Raw genomic sequence first — 17,820 nt, forward strand, 5'->3', positions numbered from 1 at the left:
CGGACGCTATCCTGCTCGCAAGAGCCTGACGGCATCATCCCGGCCATACAGATAAAGCAAGGTCTTGAGCGCCTCTCCGCGAGGGGAGGTCAGCTCAGGATCTCGCTCCAACATCAGGCGCGCGTCGTCACGGGCGATCTGCAAAAGATCCGCGTGGCGTTCAATTCGGGCCACTCTGAAACCTGGCGCACCGGACTGTTTGGTGCCCAGCAACTCGCCTTCGCCGCGCAATTTCAGATCTTCCTCCGAAATCCGGAAACCATCCTCAGTCTCGCGCATGACGGAAAGGCGCTGTCTGGCAACGAGACCCAGTGGCTCCTTGTAAAGCAGGACGCAGTTCGACTGGCGATCACCGCGACCGACACGGCCACGAAGCTGGTGGAGTTGCGCGAGACCAAATCGCTCGGCGTGTTCTATCACGATGATCGTCGCATCCGGCACATCGACACCCACTTCGATGACAGTGGTTCCGATGAGGATTCGGGTGTCACCGTTCTTGAAGGCAAGCATTGCCGCATCTTTGTCCGGACCGCTCATCCTGCCGTGGATAATTCCGACTTTATCGCCGAAGATCGGCTGCAGCGCCGCGTAGCGGTCTTCGGCCGACATCAATTTGATGTCTTCGGATTCCTCGACAAGCGGGCAAATCCAATAGACCTTCTGGCCGCTCTGAATGGCTGACTGAAGGCGATTTACCAACTCTCCGATACGTTCCAGCGGCAGCGTTACGGTCTGAATGGGTTTGCGCCCCGCGGGCTTTTCCGTGAGGCGGGAGACGTCCATATCTCCAAACGCCGTCAGGACAAGCGTGCGCGGAATAGGAGTCGCGGTCATCACCAGCATGTCCACTGCTTCACCTTTCGCCGAGATCGCAAGGCGTTGATGCACTCCGAAACGGTGCTGCTCATCAATGATCGCCAGCACGAGGTTCTGGAACTGCACAGCGTCCTGAAATATCGCGTGGGTGCCGATCACTATGTCGACATTTCCCTCGGCGATGGCTTTGAGTGTTTCCGTGCGGTCTCGACCTTTTTCACGTCCCGTCAAAATCGCGGTCTTGAGACCTGCGCTCTCGGCGAGGACCTTGATCGAGGAAAAATGCTGTCTGGCCAGGATTTCCGTAGGGGCCATCAGCGCTGATTGCCCACCGGCTTCGGCGGCGCGCGCCATCGCCATAAGCGCGACGACGGTTTTTCCTGACCCAACATCACCTTGCAACAAGCGCAACATGCGTTCCGGCAAGGCGAGGTCGGCATGAATGTCTTCCACTGCCTTCTCCTGAGCCGCGGTCAGCGAGTAGGGCAAAGCCGCGCGGATCTTCCGTTCCACCGATCCGTTGCCAACCAGGGGGCGACCGTCGGCCTTACGGATTCGCTTTCGGACCAGCGCGAGCGCAAGCTGGCCCGCCAGCAATTCGTCATACGCCAGCCTCCGCCATGCAGGGCTGTCTGGATTGATGTCGAGAGGATCCGTGGGGTGATGCAGTCTGTGCAACGCCATTCGCAAGCTTGGAAAGTTCTGGCCTCTCGATACTTCGGGATCCAGCCATTCGGGCAGATCCGGGACGCGATCAGTTCCAGCGAGAATGGCGCGGCGCAGCACCTTGCCAGATAGTCCGGCTGTCAGCGGATAGACATTTTCGAGCAGAGGCAGCTCATCGGCACGTGCGACCGGCACCATGTGGTCCGGGTGAACCATCGCGGCACGGCCGTTGAAGCGCTCCAAGCGGCCGGAGACGATGACCTCTGAACCTTCTGGCAACGCTTTGCCGAGCCAATCGCCTCGCGCGTGAAAGAAGGTGAGCGCGATTTCATTTGAGGCGTCATGTCCGTAGACCCGGTAAGGTTGTTTGCCTTTGCCAGGGGGAGGCGGCTGATGATGATCGATCGAGATCTTCAGGGTAACAACCGTGGCTTCAGGCGCTTCACTGATCAGATAGGTTTTGCGCCGGTCAATGATCGAATGCGGCAACACGAAGAGGAGATCACCCACCCTCACGTCTCGTCCGGTGGTATCGTGCGGGACGACGTTGGGGAGTAGCTTGGCCAGTTTCGGGCCAATCCCATCGAGGACGGTTGCAGGTGCGAAGAGGGGATCAAGCAGGTTCGGTCGCATGACTGGACCATATGACGCCCATGTGTGACGGCAAAGGCTGACATTGCGGATTTGAGGCGTTATATCCGCCCATCATCCATGGCTTTCCACAGGCCCGAGGGAATTTAATCCGACATGACGGGAACTACGCGCTCCAGCGCCAATCTGGATCCACGCCGCAGAAAGATTCTCTACCGCTCCTGGCACCGCGGAATGCGAGAGGTCGACCTGATCCTCGGTTCGTTTGCCGATGGTGAGATCGAAAAACTGTCGGAAGAAGAGCTGAACATCTATGAGCACTTCATGTCAGAACTCGATGGCGACATCCTGAAATGGGTTCTGGGCGAGGTGCCGGTTCCGGCCGAGCATGACACCCTGGTCTTTGCAAAGATCCTGAGTTACCGCGACGCAGCGTTGGTCTGATAGCCGCATGAGTATCCTCTCCGCAATCCGCCTACCCGAAAAAGGTAATGCCATCATTGATGGCATTGCCGATGGCTATGAAGGCTTCGCGCTAGCGTCTATCGCCGCCCAGTTGAGCGAAGCGCCGCTGATCTATGTGGCGCGTGATGGGCAGCGTATCCCGGCTCTGACTGAGGTGCTGGCATTCGCAGCTCCCGGCATCCCGGTGCTCGAACTGCCAGCGTGGGACTGCCTGCCATATGATCGTGTGTCACCGGGGGCGGATGCGGCTTCACGACGCCTGGATGCGATGACGGCGATGGCTGCGCTGCGGGACAAACCGCATCGCGCGATCATCCTTGTAAGCGCGAATGCATTGCTGCAGCGGATGCCTCCGGCAAAGGCCGTGGCGGCGCAATCCTTCTCTGCACGCCCGGGCAACCAGGTGGATATGAATGCGCTCCTAGCGCATCTTGAGATCAGCGGCTTCGATAGGGTTCCCACGGTTCGTGATGTGGGTGAGTACGCCGTCAGAGGCGGCATCCTTGATCTTTACGCGCCGGGTGGCGAGCCAGTGCGGCTGGACTTCTTTGGCGATACGCTGGAATCGATCCGGACCTTTGACCCTGCAACCCAGCGCACAGTTGGCCAAAAGCAGTCTTTCGCCCTGAAGCCAATGAGCGAGGTGTCGCTCACCCCTGATACAATCAGCCGGTTTCGGCGTTCTTATATCGAGGCCTTCGGCGCGCCTTCACGTGACGATGCGCTCTATGCCGCAGTCAGTGAAGGCCGGCGCTTTGCAGGCATGGAGCATTGGCTCCCGCTCTTCTATGAAGAGATGGAAACGGTCTTCGACTATCTCCCTGACGCACCGATCGTTTTCGATCATCTCGCACACGAGGCGATTGCAGAGCGGTCAGCACTGATCCTTGATCATTATGAAGCACGGTCGAAGCAGGGCGACGCATTCGCGGACGCCGTGCCTTACATGCCCGTTCAGCCGCCCCTGCTTTACCTTTCCCCCGAAGAAGTGAAATCACGGCTCGACGCGCGCGTGTGGGCCGACTTTACCCCTTTCGACACGCCGCCAACGCTTGGACGAGCTTTGCGTCATGCGGGGGCTCGGTCGGGGCGCAATTTTGTTGAGGAGCGAGCAGACCCGAATGAAAATGTGTTTGAACATGCAGTCAAACACATCGCTGATCTACGGACGGGCAAACGTCGTGTGTTGATTGCAGGGTACAGCGAAGGGTCGCTCGACCGCCTGACACAGGTGCTGACCGAGCACGGCCTGGAAAACCTTCACAAGATCGGAGCCATCGGTGAAGTCGAGAAGCTGGGTAAGGGGCAGGCAGGTCTAGTCGTTCTACCTCTGGAAGCCGGTTTCGAGACGGAAAGCCTCTCAGTCATCGCCGAGCAGGATATTCTGGGCGACCGTCTGATCCGTCGTGCCAAGAAGCGCAAGAAAGCTTCCGATTTCATTGCCGAAGTCGCAGCCCTTTCCGAAGGGGACATCGTCGTTCACACAGAACACGGCATAGGACGTTTCATCGGACTGAAGACGATCGAAGCAGCTGGTGCGCCGCACGATTGCCTTGAAATCCACTATGCGGGTGATGATCGGTTATTTCTGCCGGTCGAGAACATCGACCTCCTGTCTCGCTATGGATCCGAGTCGTCGGAGACCATGCTCGACAAGCTCGGCGGTGTGGCCTGGCAGTCTCGCAAGGCAAAGCTGAAGCGGCGACTGCTGGAGATGGCCGGCCAGTTGATCAAGCTTGCAGCAGAGCGCGAGTTGAGACCTGCACCCGTGATGATGCCGCCTGAAGGTGTCTACGCAGAATTTGCCGCACGGTTCCCGTACGAGGAGACGGACGATCAGCAGTCGGCAATTGACGCAGTCGCGGATGATCTGGCTGCTGGGCGGCCGATGGATCGGTTGATTTGCGGCGATGTGGGCTTCGGCAAGACGGAGGTTGCCCTCAGAGCTGCGTTCCTTGCTGCAATGGAAGGCTTCCAGGTTGCCGTCGTGGTTCCGACAACCTTGTTGGCGCGCCAGCATTTTCGCACTTTCAGCCAGCGGTTCGCAGGGCTGCCGATAAATGTGCGTCAAGCCTCGCGCCTCGTTTCGTCGAAAGAATTGTCGCAGACAAAGAAGGGGGTTACGGACGGCACTGTTGATATCGTCGTCGGCACTCATGCGCTTCTGGGGACGGGGGTAACCTTCAAAAACCTCGGCCTCCTCATCATCGACGAAGAGCAGCACTTCGGCGTGAAGCACAAGGAGCGATTGAAGGAGCTGAAAATCGACGTTCACGTTCTAACGCTGTCGGCGACGCCTATCCCACGTACGCTCCAGCTCGCGCTGACTGGCGTTCGTGAGCTGTCTTTGATCACGACTCCGCCGGTCGACCGTATGGCGGTACGCACATTCATCTCGCCCTTTGATCCGCTCGTAATCCGAGAGACTCTGCTGCGTGAGCGCTATCGCGGCGGCCAGAGCTTCTACGTTGTCCCACGCATCTCCGATCTTGACGAGATCAAGACGTTCCTCTCCGAACAAGTTCCGGAACTGAAGGTCGCGACGGCTCACGGTCAAATGGCTGCGGGCGAACTCGATGACATCATGAATGCCTTTTACGACGGCCAATATGATGTGCTTTTGTCGACGACGATCGTCGAATCCGGCCTCGATATCCCGACCGCGAACACGATGATCGTCCATCGCGCCGACATGTTCGGACTTGGGCAGCTCTACCAGCTGCGGGGGCGTGTTGGTCGCTCCAAGCTGCGGGCGTATGCGCTATTCACCTTGCCAGCCCGCAAGACGCTTACCGCGTTGGCCGAGCGCCGGCTCAAAGTTCTTCAGTCGCTCGACACTTTGGGCGCAGGCTTCCAGCTGGCCAGCCACGACCTCGATATTCGTGGTGCTGGCAACCTGCTCGGAGATCAGCAAAGCGGCCACATCAAGGAGGTCGGCTTTGAGCTTTACCAGCAGATGCTGGAGGAAGCGGTGGCCGAACTTCGTGGCACCGGTGAAGCGTTCGAGGAGGGGTGGTCGCCGCAGATCACTGTAGGAACTGCCGTAATGATTCCGGAAAGCTATGTTCCGGATCTGCAGCTACGCCTTGCCCTTTATCGCCGCCTTGCGGACCTTGAAACGCCGGGGGAGATCGACGGGTTCGGTGCTGAACTGATTGATCGTTTTGGTCCGATGCCCGAAGAGGTGGAGCACCTGCTGAAGATCGTGTTCATCAAGGCTCTCTGCCGCAAGGCCAATGTCGAGAAGCTTGATGCAGGACCAAAAGGGGTCGTCATTCAGTTTCGCAACAAGACGTTCCCCGAGCCGGCCGGCCTCGTTCGTTACATTGCGGAGCAGGGCTCGCTGGCGAAGATTCGTCCAGATCAGAGCATTGTGCTGATGCGGGATTGGCCAACTCCGCAAAAGCGTCTGGCAGGCTCTGCGGTGATAATGACGCAGCTTGCTAAGCTCGTTGAGAAGGCAGCCTGATAAGAAATGGCGCGGAGATCGTGTGCCGCGCCATTTCATATATTCGGACCTGCACTAAGCGTCTTTGGAAAGCTCCCCGCGCGCCTTAGCTGATGCAACCTGCCGGAGCGCATCAACCAATGACGTGGTTTCCTGCGCGCCGACGAGTACATACCTGTTTTCTAACACGAAGCTCGGAACGCCACTAACGCCCATCGCCCTGGCGGATTGCATCTCTGCACGAAGAGACTCGATGTCTGCCGGGGAGAGGAGCAGCGCTGCCACCAGGCCGCCATCCATGCCGCACTCCTCAGCGGCTTCCGTCAGCACCTTATGATCGCCAATGTCACGCCCCTCTTCGAAATATAGCTCGAAGAGCCGCTTCACGATCAAGGATTGAGTGCCATCGGGCGCCTTTGGCGAACCGGCCCAGCGAATCAAGCGATGGGAATCCAGCGTATTGGGCGCAACCTGAATGTCCTCGAAATTAAAGCGTATCCCGTCAAGTTCGCCTAACTGAGCGATCTGTGCGTGCATTGCGGTGATGCGTTCTTCGCTGCCGAATTTGTCGAGCATATACTTCGCCCTTGGCAGTCCCTTCGCCGGGACATCTGGGTCTAATTGGAACGGACGCCAACGCGGCTTGATCTGAACATCATCGATGAGGCTGATTGCCTGCTCGAGCCTTTTCATTCCGATGAAGCACCAGGGGCATACGACGTCCGAAATGACGTCGATGACCAATTCAGTCCGTTCAAGCATGGCTTTGTCCATTCATTCGTCTGCTTGCCACCACGTCGTGAGCTGCGGGCCCAGCAACGGGGTTACTTCCGGCCGATCAATCTGTTTCCACCGCGCAATCCATCTCACAGGCTGATGATAGAGTGGAACGACATAGGCACCCGAAAGCAGGACGCGATCATAGGCCCGAACCGCGGTCTCGAAATCTTCCCGCGTGCGAGCCGACAAGAGGGCGTCGATCATTGCGTCGATTGCTGGCTCAGCGGCCCCGGCGAAGTTGAACGTACCCTCAATGTCACGGTTTGCTGAGCCCCACCGAAAAACCTGTTCCACACCAGGGGAGAGCGAAGAGGTGTAGTTGAAGAGCATCGCGTCAAAATCATAAACCCGCTGACGCTGAAGGTACTGGGCCGCATCGACCACTCTGATCGTCGCGGAAATGCCAAGCCGCTCAAGTGTGCGGCTCCACGCGGTCGCGACTGGTACAGCTGAAGGGCCGTTGAGCATGATCTCAAACGAAAGGGGCTTGCCGCTGGCATCCACCAGGTGCCGACCTTCCAGCCGGTAGCCTGCTGCTTTAAGGGCATCCATTCCCTTTCGGAGAAACTCCCGATCCCTGCCCGTGCCGTCGGAGTGTGGGAGCTGCCACTTTCCGGTAAAAATTTCGGGCAATACCGCATCTGGGAACGGGGCTAGCAGGGCACGCTCTTCGTCACTCGCCGGCGCACCGAATGAGGAGAGGTCAGAGCCATCATAAAAACTGCGAATCCGCGCATAGGCTCCGTTGAAGAGGTTCCGGTTCGCCCATTCAAAATCAAACAGACCGCTCAGAGCATGTCGGACATCGCGGTCGGCGAATACGGGGCGACGAGTATTCATGACGAAACCGTACATGCCAGATGGGAAACGCTTCTCGAACTCGTCCTTTATGACACGACCGTCGCGCGCGGCCGGGAAGTCGTATCCCGTGGACCAGCGTCCGGTATCCGTCTCGATATTGATGAAGGTCGAGCCCTTCTTGAAGGCTTCAAAAATCGTGTTGTCGTCGCGGATATAGGTAATGCGGATCTGGTCGTAATTGTCGTGACCGATCTTGGTAGGAATGTCTTTTGCCCAATAATCCGGATTACGCTTCAGCGTGATGGATTCGCCAGGCCGAATGGCATCAATCAGATACGGTCCTGAACCGATAATAGGCTTCAGGGTAGACCGTTCGAACTTTTCCGCATCGATCGCATGTTCGGGCAGGACTGGCATCAGCCCGAGTATCAGCGGAAGCTCACGATCTGGCTCTGCAAAGGTGAACCGCACGCCCCGTTCGCCGACCTTCTCGATCTTCGAGACCTTTTTCGCGGTGGTTGCGTACCGCGGAAAACCCTTGTCGCGTAAAAGCTCGAGGGTGAAGATAACATCGTCCGGCGTGATCGGTTCGCCGTCCGAGAACCGGGCCCGTTCATCAAGGGTGAATTCGACGAAGCTGCGCTCGTCATCCGTTTCGACGGTTTTTGCGATCAGCGGGTAAAGGGTGAAGGGCTCATCCGCCGAGCGGTGCATGAGCGTTTCGAACACGTTGTTACCCAGCTCAAGATCGACAAGGCCGCGCGCAGCGTCCCCTTGGACGATGAAAGGATTGACGCTGTCGAAAGACCCTTGCCAGGCATATTCCACTCGCCCGCCTTTCGGCGCGTCGGGGTTTACATAGGGAAAATGGGCGAAGTCTTCCGGAAGCGCCGGCTCCCCATGCATCGCAATTGCATGGCGGGGGCCGTCAGCCATGGATGGGCAAATCATTGCGCCGACAATGACAAGTGCGGTCGCCAGTAGACGCATGAAGGGACTCCGAAGGTCAAACTCAATCCGAATCGGCAGACCCTAGCATGAGAGGGAAAGTGCCGGAATCGTGGTTAGGTCAGGCAATTTTGCTTGCGGGTCTGGATTCGTTTAGCCTGGCGGTGTAACAGGCGCTAGAAGTCATGCTGTCGCCGTATTTGCTGATCACCTGTGCAGCAACCAACGGCTGCCAAGCAGCTCATATGTCTTGAGAGGATCACGACCCAATGAACAGCCGGAAGACCGACGTGTCCCGCCTTTCAGTTTTGGCAGGCGGTGCTTTTGCCGTAGCGGCCATGACGTTGACTCCCGCCGCCGCTCAGCAGCCGGAGATGCCGAAAGGCTGGTTCAAGGCCTGCAGCAAGCAGGAAGACGTAGACATCTGCAATGTCCAGAATATCAGCGTTGCTGACACAGGGCAGCTGTTGACGGGCGTGAGCCTCATCGAGGTGAAGGGCAAGGTGAATCGCAAGATTTTCCAGGTTACTGTCCCGACCGGACGCATGGTTCCTCCCGGAATCGGCATGCAGATTGACGGCGGACAGACCCAGAAGATCGATTACATGATCTGCCTTCCGGATCGTTGCATTGCCGAGGCGCCGCTGACCGACCAGCTCGTCGCATCCTTCAAGCGCGGTTCAAACGTCACATTTACCTCGGTGAACTTCCAGAACCAGCCGAACCCGATCAAGGTCTCCCTCTCGGGCTTCACAGGCGCCTTTGATGGCGAGCCGCTTCAGCAGGCTGATATCGAAAACCGCCAGCGCCAGCTTCAGGAATTCGTCAATCGCAACACCGAGGACTTCGCTGCGAAGCTGAAGGAAGAGCAGGAGAAGGCGAAGCAGGGTAATTGATCCCCGGTTTCGCGCAGAAATTCAAAGGGCGGGGCAACCCGCCTTTTTTCGTGCCTGCCAGCTAGTGGCGAATTGGCAGCTTGAGGACGTAGCCATTCGTTGTCACGTCAAAGATCTCTGTTAGCGCCGGGTGGCGAATAGGTGCGCCGGAATCGTCGATCACGAGGTTCTGTTCGGAGACGTAAGCCACATATTCGGTGTCGTCGTTTTCAGCCAGAAGATGATAAAATGGTTGGTCGCGCGCGGGACGCACTTCCGCAGGAATCGCCTCGTACCACTCTTCCGTGTTCGCAAACTCAGGATCGACGTCAAACACAACTCCGCGGAAGGGGAAGAGGCGGTGACGCACGACTTGGCCGATCTTGAACTTCGCTGTTTTGAACTCACGCATCTGCTTGCACCTTTGCGCGCTATGTTGCGCAATACAGTCAGCTTTTCAACTGGCTCAGCTTGACCCTTGCCCGATAGCAAGCTAGCCGCTGTAGAAAAGCCATTACTGGGGGCACTATGGCGAATATCGTTGGCTTGGTTCTGCCCTTCTTCGGAATGATATTCGTCGGTGCGCTAGCTGCCCGCATCTCTCGCCAGCCACCAGATGCGCTGGCGTGGATGAACATTTTCGTCGTGTATGTGGCGCTTCCGGCGCTGTTTTTCCAGCTTATCTCCCGCACACCGGTAGATCAGCTGACTGAATGGCGGTTCATCGGGGGCGCGGTTCTGGCGACCTATCTGGTCTTCACCATCATGTTCGTCGGATCGCTGCTCGTGACACGAAATCTGGCTGAGACTACGATCAAAAGTCTGTCGGCGGCATATGGCAATATTGGGTATATGGGGCCGGGACTTGCGTTGCTTGCCTTCGGTCCCGACGCGGCAGTTCCCGTAGCGCTGATTTTTTGCTTCGAGAACACCCTGCATTTTACGGTGGCACCGCTGATGATGGCGCTTTCCGGAGGCAGGAGGCAATCTGCGGCGCGGCTGGCGCTCGACGTCGTCACCAAGGTCGTAACCCACCCTTTTATCGTGGCCACGGCCGCTGGGGTGTTCGCTGCAGTGTTCGAGTTGCAGGTGCCGACCGCGATCTCAACCTTGCTAGATTATTTTGCGCAGGCGGCTGCACCATGCGCCTTGTTTGCGATGGGAGTGACGCTCGCGTCACGACCTTTGCGCAGAATGCCGAGCGAACTCACGGCAATCGCGCCGCTGAAGCTCATCATCCATCCCACGCTCTGCTACCTGATATTGAGTCTGATCGGTAACTTTGACTCCGTCTGGGTATATTCAGCCGTGATATTGGCTGCATTGCCGACGGCCACGAACGTGTTCGTCATCGCGCAGCAATACGACGTGTGGGTTCAGCGGGCCTCAGCGAGCGTGCTCATAACGACGGTTGCATCGATCGGAACCATTACTGCCCTGCTGTATCTCATTCAGAGCGGAATCTTGCCGCCGGACCTCTTTCCCTGAAAAGGCCCGTAATACCGCTCCCGGTACGCAGGCCCTCGCGCATGAAGAAGCTACGCAAAGGGGGTAGGGCGCCAATTACGCTCAGGCCGGCGGTGCGCAGCACCTGTATCGGCAAGGCATCGGACATTAGCGAGCGGTTGAGCAGATCTACAGCCGAGGACCTCGCCAAAATGTCGGGACGCCTCAGTTGGTCGTAGTAGCTGAGCGCGGGAGCGGCTCCCGGATCGTTCATGTAGCGCCTTGCGACCTTCACAAGGCTCTCCACGTCGCGAATACCAAGGTTCAGCCCCTGTGCTCCAATTGGCGGGAATACATGCGCAGCCTCGCCGACCAAAGCTATTCGATTCGCCGCGAACCGAGACGGGAGCACCGCGGTTAGCGAGTAAACTTGACGTCCAGGCTCGACCTCGACGCGCCCCAGTATGGACTGCATTCGGTCCTCGATAAGCCGCGACAGCTCGGCATCCGGAAGTGCTTTCAGCTCTTCCGCTCGACGCGGGCGATTAACCCAGACGAGGCTCGATCGCATTCCGGGCAGAGGAACGACCGTGAACGGCCCGTGTTCGGTATGGAACTCCGTTGACGTATCGTCGTGATGGCGTGTGTGCGCGAAATCCAGAACAAGAGCCGATTGGCCGGTTGACGCGCTGCGGACGCGAATCCCCGCAGCGTCCCGGGCTGGTGAGCCGCGCCCGTCCGCTGCTGCAGCAAGCCTTGCCGTGATCGTTTTACCATTGGCGAGTTTCGCCTGCACGGCATCGTCGCCAGGTAGCCACTCGGTAACGATAGACTCCTCAGTGCGGATGTTAGCGGTTGATTTCACCGCACGCTCAAGAACCGGCAGCATGTTGCGGTTCGGGATGTTCAGGCCGAAATATTCTTCCCCGATTTCAACCGCCCGGAAGGTGACGACCGGGCTGCGCAATATTCTTGAAGTGGCGTCGGCTATCCTCATGACGCGCAGCGGTGCTGAACCGTCTCTCAGTTCCTCAAGAACGCCTAGCCCGTCCAGAAAATCCAGCGAAGGCTTCATGAGCGCCGTGGTCCGTCGATCTCCGCTATTTATTGGCGGACCGACGAGGATGACCGAGCAACCTGCTTGAGCAAGCGCAATTGCTGCGAGGAGACCTGCGGGACCGGTCCCGGCAACGACGATATCAGCATCATAGTTCATGGCGCGATATAGGGCTTTTCGAACAGCTTGATCAACGGGGCGAAATGGCTCATTCGATTGGAATGGATGAGCCCGATGATGATTTTTCAAATCTGGGTGTACCTGCTCGCTCCGTCGCGGAAGTGTCGGGTCGGGCGCGCGCTCTGGTCTATTTGATCCTGACCATCAGCGTGTTCCTTTCATGGCTGTTTCTGTTGGCGATGTCGCGACGGGCCGCGGAGGTCGATCCTGGGCCGGGAGGCGCGCTGCTACTGGCGCTGCCATCGTTGAAACTGCCCGATATCTTTGAGGCTTTCTTTCTCATGTGCTTTTCACCGGTGGTTGTCCCCGGTGGCATGACGGCACAACTAATCGCAATTTTCGTGATGTGGGTGCTGATGACCGTCGCGATGATGTTGCCGTCCGCAGCGCCAATGATCAGGACTTATTGCGAGATAGCCGACACAGCGGCAGGAAAGGGTGAGGAGGCTGTATCGCCGCTGGTGTTGCTATCCGGCTATCTGGCCACCTGGTTCGTCGTCGCGTTCGGCTTCGCACTCTTGAGCTACGCGCTCCTCTCCGCAGGGGTGAGACTTGGCGAGCCCGCTGGCTACAAAGTGGCGGCTGCCGCGCTGGCAGTTGCAGGTCTCTACCAGTTCAGCGGTCTGAAAAATGCTTGCCTCGACAAGTGCCGCAACCCGTTTGCGACTTTGTTTGCGCGTTGGAGCGTGGATAAGCGGAAGATATTCGTTCTTGGGATGCAGCAAGGTCTATGGTGCGTCGGATGTTGTTGGGCGCTGATGCTCGTCATGTTCGCGGTCGGAACGATGAACCTGTTCTGGATGGCGCTGATCGGCATCTTCTCATTGGTTGAAAAGGAGGTGCGGGGAAGCTTATTCACTTGGATTGCAGGCGGAATATTGCTTGTCTGGGCGGCGGCGCTCCTTGTAGCGTCTCCTGCGTAGGAGGTTGCAATGACCGTTGGAAGCTGGGTACTGAAAGGCGAGCTGGTCCTGTCGTGCAACTGCACCGTGTTTTGTCCCTGTGTTCTCTCGCTTGGACAGCATCCGCCCACCGAGGGATATTGTCAGACCTGGGCGGGGTTTCGCGTCGAGACCGGACATTTCGATGACGTCAATCTTTCTGATTTGAACCTTGGCCTCGTCATGGAGATCCCCGGCTATATGAGCAGGGGCAATTGGACGGCCGGCCTGTTTCTGGATGATCGCGCTTCACTCAACGCGCAAAAGGCCATTGAGCAGATCTTCACCGGAAGGGCGGGAGGGACCACGAGCCTTCTTTCGATCCTTGTTGGAAATTTCCTAGGGGTTCAACGCGCCAAAATCAGTTACGACGTTCGTGACAAGACTCGGTTATTTCAGATACCAGGCATCATCGATGGTGCGGTGACTCCCATACCGGGAAAAAGTCGGGATGGTGACACCGTGATCACCAACTCTGAATATTGGATTGCGCCCGAGATCATCGTGGCGAAATCCGACAAGAGCCGAATGCGAGCGTTCGGCCGTAACTGGAACTTTGCCGGCCGATCGGCCGAGATCTGTAAGCTGGATTGGCGCGGACCGTGACAGAAGACGAAGCCCCTTTGAAAAAGAAAATTGCGGACCGCATCCCGCGGCCCAAGAAGAAGGTGACGTGGCCTCAGGCTCGCGCATTCTCTGTACATCTCCTGACCGCGTCAGGTTCATTTCTCGCGTTTCTCTCTCTGGTTTCAGCGGCTGAGAAACAGTGGACTGCCATGTTCCTATGGCTGGGATTGGCCCTGTTTGTCGACGGGATCGATGGACCGATTGCGCGCAAGCTTCAGGTGAAAGAGGTACTGCCAACCTGGTCGGGCGAAGTCCTCGATAACATCATCGACTATGTGACCTATGTCCTGATACCGGCCTTTGCGCTCTATCAAAGCGGTTTCATGGGTGAGGGGCTGTCATTCCTCTCCGCCGCGATCATCGTGGTGTCGAGCGCGATCTACTACGCGGATACGGGCATGAAGACGAAGGAGAACTTCTTTAAGGGTTTCCCGGTCGTCTGGAACATGATTGTCTTCACCCTCTTCGTGATTGCACCCGGCGAGTGGGTTTCGTTCGCAGTCGTCGTGATTGCCGCGATGCTCTCGTTCGTGCCCGTGAATTTTCTGCATCCGGTGCGCGTTAAGCGTCTTCGCCCCCTCAATCTGGGAATATTCCTCGCCTGGTGCGTCTTCGGAATGATTGCCCTTTTGCAGGATATGGATGCACCACAGCCGATCCAGATCGGAATTGGCCTCACCGGCGTCTATCTGTTTGTGATCGGAGGTATCATGCAGATCTTCCCCAACCTAGGTCTGCGTAGGGGGGCATGATGATGGTCGCAGCGATCCGTATTCATGGGAACGGTGGGCCGGAAGTCTTAAAGTACGAGCAAATTCAGATTGGCAATCCGGGGCCGGGGGAAGTGCTTATTCGGCACACGGCCATCGGCCTCAATTTTATCGACACCTATTACCGGTCCGGGTTGTACCCAGCTCCCAGCGGTTTCCCTCTGATTCTCGGAAACGAGGCAGCTGGGAAGGTCGTAGATGTGGGTGACGGAGTTGAAGGCCTGAGCGTCGGGGACCGTGTTGCCTATGTCGGCCCGCTTGGGGCTTACAGTGAGCAGCGGATCATTGAGGCGCGCCACCTTGTTCGCGTGCCAGATGGCGTCTCAGACGAGACTGTCGCGGCCATGATGCTCAAGGGAATGACCGCAGAATATCTGTTGCGGCGGACCTACCACGTCAAAGCCGGCGATACCCTCCTGGTTCATGCCGCGGCCGGTGGGGTCGGCCTGTTGTTGGGCCAGTGGGCTAAATCGCTTGGCGCGACTGTCATTGGTACCGTCGGGTCCGACGAGAAGGTCGAATTGGCCCGTACGCATGGCTATCACCATGTCATTAACTATCGTCGAGATGACTTCGTTTCCGCTGTCAGCGAGATCACTGGCGGGAAGAAGTGCGATGTCGTTTACGATTCGGTCGGCAAAGACACATTTGAGGGATCGCTGAACTGCTTGAGGTCGCGAGGAATGCTCGTCAGCTTTGGTCAATCATCCGGCACAATCCCGCCTGTCAATCTCGGGATCTTGTCTCAGAAGGGATCGCTTTACGTGACGCGCCCGACGGTATTTGCGTATATCGCAACACGGGCCGAATTGGAGGAAAGCGCCAACGCGCTTTTCGGCGTCGTTCAGGCCGGCGCAGTAAAAGTTGCCGTCCATCAACGCTATCCATTGAACGAAGCCGCTATAGCCCATCGGGACCTGGAGGATCGAAAGACGACCGGGGCGTCCGTGCTGATTCCCAGTTGAAAAAGCCCCGTCTCCCGATCGAAACGCATTTATGCCCCGATCTCGCCCGAATTGCTTAAGAGGGTGCTAAGACTTTTATAGCAGTTTGCGCGATATTGCGCCCGCATGCGGGGACCGCTGTGATTGTTTTGTTTTGCGTACGACACGTGTGAGTTCGGGGTAGTTCGGGCATGACGGTTTTGCCTTCGATGGCAACCTGCAACAGGTTTGTCGCGCTTATCGGTGTCGTTTCGACGTGCTTGCTGGCATCCTGTGCATCACAGGTTGCCGAAGCTCCGAAAAAACCGAAACGCAGCAAGGAATATTTCGCTGAATCCGAGTATGGGGTGAAAGCGAGCCCCCGCGTATCAAATCTGGCGAGCAACCTGCCTCGCGGCGGCGGCAGGGAGCAGATTGGGAAACCTTACCAGATCAAGGGCAAGTGGTACCACCCGAAGGAGGAGCCGGATTATAAGAAGTCGGGGCTGGCATCATGGTATGGTGATGCGTTTCATGGCCGCCTGACAGCCAATGGTGAAATCTACGACATGACGCATCTCAGTGCAGCGCATCCCACGATGCCGCTGCCGAGTTATGCGCGCGTTACGAACAAGGAGAACGGCCACTCCGTGGTTGTCCGGGTCAACGATCGTGGGCCTTACTCCCGAGGTCGGCTGATCGATCTGTCACGACGTGCGGCCGAGATGCTGGATTATAGCCATCGGGGCGTGGCAAGCGTGGAAGTCGAATATCTCGGCCGCGCACCGCTCCACGGTCAGGATGATGAGATCTTGCTGGCGTCCTTCCGACCGGGTGGCAAGGCACCAGATCCCTCGGACGGCCTGCCATCCGGCGTCATGATCGCCATGAATGGCCCCACACCAACGCAACGTGCCGATGCGTCGGCTGCGTTTTCAGGTGTCGGCGTTGCACCGGCGTCGTCTTCCGAGTTTTTTGCTTTGCCCGACTTTGGTCCCGTCGTCCCGGAGCGTCCAGACAGCGTGATCGCGGTTGCACCCGCCGATCCATTGGCTTACGCTGATGAGCGTGTTCGCGGCGCGGCAGCTGTTCTGGATGACCTCGCCGGTGCTGATGCAGACATGGCTCGAATCGTAGAATCCCTGAACCAACGCTATTCACTCGCAGCCGAATAAAAGTCAGCACCCGCTTGATACGGATCTGGGCGGGCTGATACCTTCGAAGCAACGCGTGGGGAGCGGATAGGGTATGCGAGCATTTTACGTAGGCAGTCTTTTTCGTTCGGTGTTTGCGAGCCTGTTTCTTGCGGCTGCGTGTATCGGTGGCAACGCGCAGGACATGTTCGACACAAAGGCGAAGCAGGCTTTTCTCGTCGATGCGGACACCGGCACCATTCTTTACGCGAAAGATCCGGACACACCATTCCCGCCTGCGTCATTGGCCAAGCTGATGACGATGGAGGTGGTGTTCAATGCTATCCGCAAGGGGCAGCTTTCCCTCGATGATGAATTTTACGTCTCGGAGAATGCGTGGCGTACTGGTGGAGCGCCCTCGCGTACGTCTACCATGTTTGCAGCGTTGGGCTCTTCGATCCGACTCGAAGATCTGATCCAGGGGGTGATCGTGCAATCCGCCAATGACGGCTGCATCATCATCGCTGAAGGCATGGCCGGATCCGAAGAAAACTTCGCCCAGCTGATGAATGAGCGGGCGAGGGAGCTGGGGCTTACAAAGTCGGTATTCAAGAACTCAACCGGCCTTCCAGCCGAGGGGCAGGTTGTGACCGCGCGGGAACTTGCAAAGCTCGCGAACCATATGTGGCGCGAGTATCCGGAATTTTACAAATATTATTCGCAACCAGATTTCACCTGGAACAAGATCACGCAGCGAAACCGCAATCCGCTACTCGGAATGAACATCGGGGCCGACGGCCTCAAGACGGGTTTCACGGAAGAATCGGGCTACGCGATTGTAGGCTCTGTCAACCGTGACGGAAGGCGCACCTTTGTGGCGCTGAGCGGTCTTGAAAGCGACAAGCTGCGCGCTGAAGAAGCTCGCCGCATCCTCGACTGGGGCATGCGGGCGTTCCAAAAGATCACGATTTTTGATGCTGGGGAGGCCGTTGGCGAGGCCAAGGTGTATGGCGGCGAGAAGTCGGGCGTCGCGCTCAGAGGTGATGCGGGGCCGCTTTCCATCTTTGTTCCAACCTTCAATCGCGACCGGCTTATCGCCCGGATCGTTTACGACGGCCCGATCATAGCTCCGGTGGAGGAGGGCAGACGGATCGGATCGCTGAAGGTATGGATCGGAGACACGCTGAGCCAGGAGACACCACTTTTTGCTGCCGAGAGCGTGGGTGTCGGGCAATTGCATCAGCGCTTCTTTGACGCGGTCGAGGAACTGGCGATCGGCTGGTTGCGCTGAGCCGCGTGTAGATAATGACGCCGCACTATCATATGTGGAATGCAAATTCCGGAATCGGCGTA

14 protein-coding genes and 1 pseudogene are annotated in these 17,820 nt (G+C 57.7%); 10 read left to right on the top strand and 5 right to left on the bottom strand.

Going from position 1 to position 17,820, the window contains the following annotated elements; genetic code table 11:
* Positions 1-6 precede the first annotated feature (6 nt).
* Entirely contained in the window at positions 7-2,115 is a 2,109-nt protein-coding gene (gene recG / locus IOD40_RS01990; RefSeq protein WP_198473742.1) for an ATP-dependent DNA helicase RecG, read from the bottom strand.
* Positions 2,116-2,229: 114 nt separating this feature from the next.
* Between recG and IOD40_RS01995 the strand changes: the two genes are divergently transcribed.
* A complete protein-coding gene (locus IOD40_RS01995; RefSeq protein WP_198473744.1) occupies positions 2,230-2,517 on the top strand; it encodes a succinate dehydrogenase assembly factor 2 in 288 nt (95 codons plus the stop codon).
* Positions 2,518-2,524: 7 nt separating this feature from the next.
* Entirely contained in the window at positions 2,525-6,007 is a 3,483-nt protein-coding gene (mfd, locus tag IOD40_RS02000; RefSeq protein WP_198473746.1) for a transcription-repair coupling factor, read from the top strand.
* Between the two features lie 54 nt (positions 6,008-6,061).
* On the opposite strand, the gene IOD40_RS02005 is transcribed toward mfd, so the two are convergent.
* Together IOD40_RS02005 and IOD40_RS02010 are read right to left on the bottom strand one after the other, a co-directional pair.
* Positions 6,062-6,748, bottom strand: a complete 687-nt coding sequence (locus IOD40_RS02005) for a DsbA family oxidoreductase (RefSeq protein WP_198473747.1) — start codon at positions 6,746-6,748, stop codon at positions 6,062-6,064.
* A 12-nt stretch (positions 6,749-6,760) separates the two neighbouring features.
* The gene (locus tag IOD40_RS02010) at positions 6,761-8,557 is read right to left on the bottom strand and encodes an extracellular solute-binding protein (RefSeq protein ID WP_233713792.1); all 1,797 of its coding nucleotides are present in this window, start codon (positions 8,555-8,557) and stop codon (positions 6,761-6,763) included.
* 227 nt (positions 8,558-8,784) lie between these two features.
* Between IOD40_RS02010 and IOD40_RS02015 the strand changes: the two genes are divergently transcribed.
* Positions 8,785-9,411 carry an invasion associated locus B family protein gene (locus tag IOD40_RS02015; RefSeq protein WP_198473749.1) on the top strand — a complete coding sequence of 209 codons (627 nt, stop codon included), beginning with the start codon at positions 8,785-8,787 and terminating at the stop codon, positions 9,409-9,411.
* 61 nt (positions 9,412-9,472) lie between these two features.
* On the opposite strand, the gene hspQ is transcribed toward IOD40_RS02015, so the two are convergent.
* Complete coding sequence (gene hspQ / locus IOD40_RS02020; RefSeq protein ID WP_198473751.1) at positions 9,473-9,802, bottom strand: heat shock protein HspQ; 330 nt, start codon at positions 9,800-9,802, stop codon at positions 9,473-9,475.
* Positions 9,803-9,918: 116 nt separating this feature from the next.
* Between hspQ and IOD40_RS02025 the strand changes: the two genes are divergently transcribed.
* Positions 9,919-10,878, top strand: coding sequence for an AEC family transporter (locus IOD40_RS02025; protein ID WP_198473753.1), 960 nt, complete (start codon positions 9,919-9,921; stop codon positions 10,876-10,878).
* Here the strand turns inward: IOD40_RS02025 and IOD40_RS02030 are convergent.
* The gene (locus IOD40_RS02030; RefSeq protein WP_198473755.1) at positions 10,838-12,052 is read right to left on the bottom strand and encodes a UbiH/UbiF family hydroxylase; all 1,215 of its coding nucleotides are present in this window, start codon (positions 12,050-12,052) and stop codon (positions 10,838-10,840) included. The genes IOD40_RS02025 and IOD40_RS02030 overlap by 41 nt on opposite strands.
* A 44-nt stretch (positions 12,053-12,096) precedes the next feature.
* Between IOD40_RS02030 and IOD40_RS02035 the strand changes: the two genes are divergently transcribed.
* The 6 genes and pseudogenes from IOD40_RS02035 to IOD40_RS02060 all read left to right on the top strand — a co-directional run bounded on the left by IOD40_RS02035 (position 12,097) and on the right by IOD40_RS02060 (position 17,758).
* Complete coding sequence (locus tag IOD40_RS02035; protein ID WP_233713793.1) at positions 12,097-12,996, top strand: DUF2182 domain-containing protein; 900 nt, start codon at positions 12,097-12,099, stop codon at positions 12,994-12,996.
* A 9-nt stretch (positions 12,997-13,005) separates the two neighbouring features.
* On the top strand, positions 13,006-13,620 hold the full coding sequence (locus tag IOD40_RS02040; RefSeq protein WP_198473757.1) for a DUF1326 domain-containing protein: 615 nt from the start codon (positions 13,006-13,008) through the stop codon (positions 13,618-13,620).
* Between the two features lie 17 nt (positions 13,621-13,637).
* Complete coding sequence (gene pcsA, locus IOD40_RS02045) at positions 13,638-14,393, top strand: phosphatidylcholine synthase (RefSeq protein ID WP_198473759.1); 756 nt, start codon at positions 13,638-13,640, stop codon at positions 14,391-14,393.
* Between the two features lie 2 nt (positions 14,394-14,395).
* On the top strand, positions 14,396-15,376 hold the full coding sequence (locus tag IOD40_RS02050; RefSeq protein ID WP_198474239.1) for a quinone oxidoreductase family protein: 981 nt from the start codon (positions 14,396-14,398) through the stop codon (positions 15,374-15,376).
* A gap of 170 nt (positions 15,377-15,546) precedes the next feature.
* Positions 15,547-16,470, top strand: a pseudogene (locus IOD40_RS02055) (septal ring lytic transglycosylase RlpA family protein); the annotation flags it as partial.
* Between the two features lie 112 nt (positions 16,471-16,582).
* Positions 16,583-17,758 (top strand): D-alanyl-D-alanine carboxypeptidase family protein, encoded by a 1,176-nt coding sequence (locus IOD40_RS02060; protein WP_198473763.1) that lies wholly within the window; start codon positions 16,583-16,585, stop codon positions 17,756-17,758.
* Positions 17,759-17,820 lie beyond the last annotated feature (62 nt).

Source organism: Aquamicrobium zhengzhouense (assembly GCF_016124105.1).
Lineage (GTDB): Bacteria > Pseudomonadota > Alphaproteobacteria > Rhizobiales > Rhizobiaceae > Aerobium > Aerobium zhengzhouense.

Excerpts from the sequence above, each read along its gene's own strand:
- recG (WP_198473742.1), bottom strand. The coding sequence starts at position 2,115 with ATGCGACCGAACCTGCTTGATCCCCTCTTCGCACCTGCAACCGTCCTC.
- IOD40_RS01995 (WP_198473744.1), top strand. The coding sequence starts at position 2,230 with ATGACGGGAACTACGCGCTCCAGCGCCAATCTGGATCCACGCCGCAGA.
- mfd (WP_198473746.1), top strand. The coding sequence starts at position 2,525 with ATGAGTATCCTCTCCGCAATCCGCCTACCCGAAAAAGGTAATGCCATC.
- IOD40_RS02005 (WP_198473747.1), bottom strand. The coding sequence starts at position 6,748 with ATGCTTGAACGGACTGAATTGGTCATCGACGTCATTTCGGACGTCGTA.
- IOD40_RS02010 (WP_233713792.1), bottom strand. The coding sequence starts at position 8,557 with ATGCGTCTACTGGCGACCGCACTTGTCATTGTCGGCGCAATGATTTGC.
- IOD40_RS02015 (WP_198473749.1), top strand. The coding sequence starts at position 8,785 with ATGAACAGCCGGAAGACCGACGTGTCCCGCCTTTCAGTTTTGGCAGGC.
- hspQ (WP_198473751.1), bottom strand. The coding sequence starts at position 9,802 with ATGCGTGAGTTCAAAACAGCGAAGTTCAAGATCGGCCAAGTCGTGCGT.
- IOD40_RS02025 (WP_198473753.1), top strand. The coding sequence starts at position 9,919 with ATGGCGAATATCGTTGGCTTGGTTCTGCCCTTCTTCGGAATGATATTC.
- IOD40_RS02030 (WP_198473755.1), bottom strand. The coding sequence starts at position 12,052 with ATGAACTATGATGCTGATATCGTCGTTGCCGGGACCGGTCCCGCAGGT.
- IOD40_RS02035 (WP_233713793.1), top strand. The coding sequence starts at position 12,097 with ATGGCTCATTCGATTGGAATGGATGAGCCCGATGATGATTTTTCAAAT.
- IOD40_RS02040 (WP_198473757.1), top strand. The coding sequence starts at position 13,006 with ATGACCGTTGGAAGCTGGGTACTGAAAGGCGAGCTGGTCCTGTCGTGC.
- IOD40_RS02050 (WP_198474239.1), top strand. The coding sequence starts at position 14,396 with ATGGTCGCAGCGATCCGTATTCATGGGAACGGTGGGCCGGAAGTCTTA.
- IOD40_RS02060 (WP_198473763.1), top strand. The coding sequence starts at position 16,583 with ATGCGAGCATTTTACGTAGGCAGTCTTTTTCGTTCGGTGTTTGCGAGC.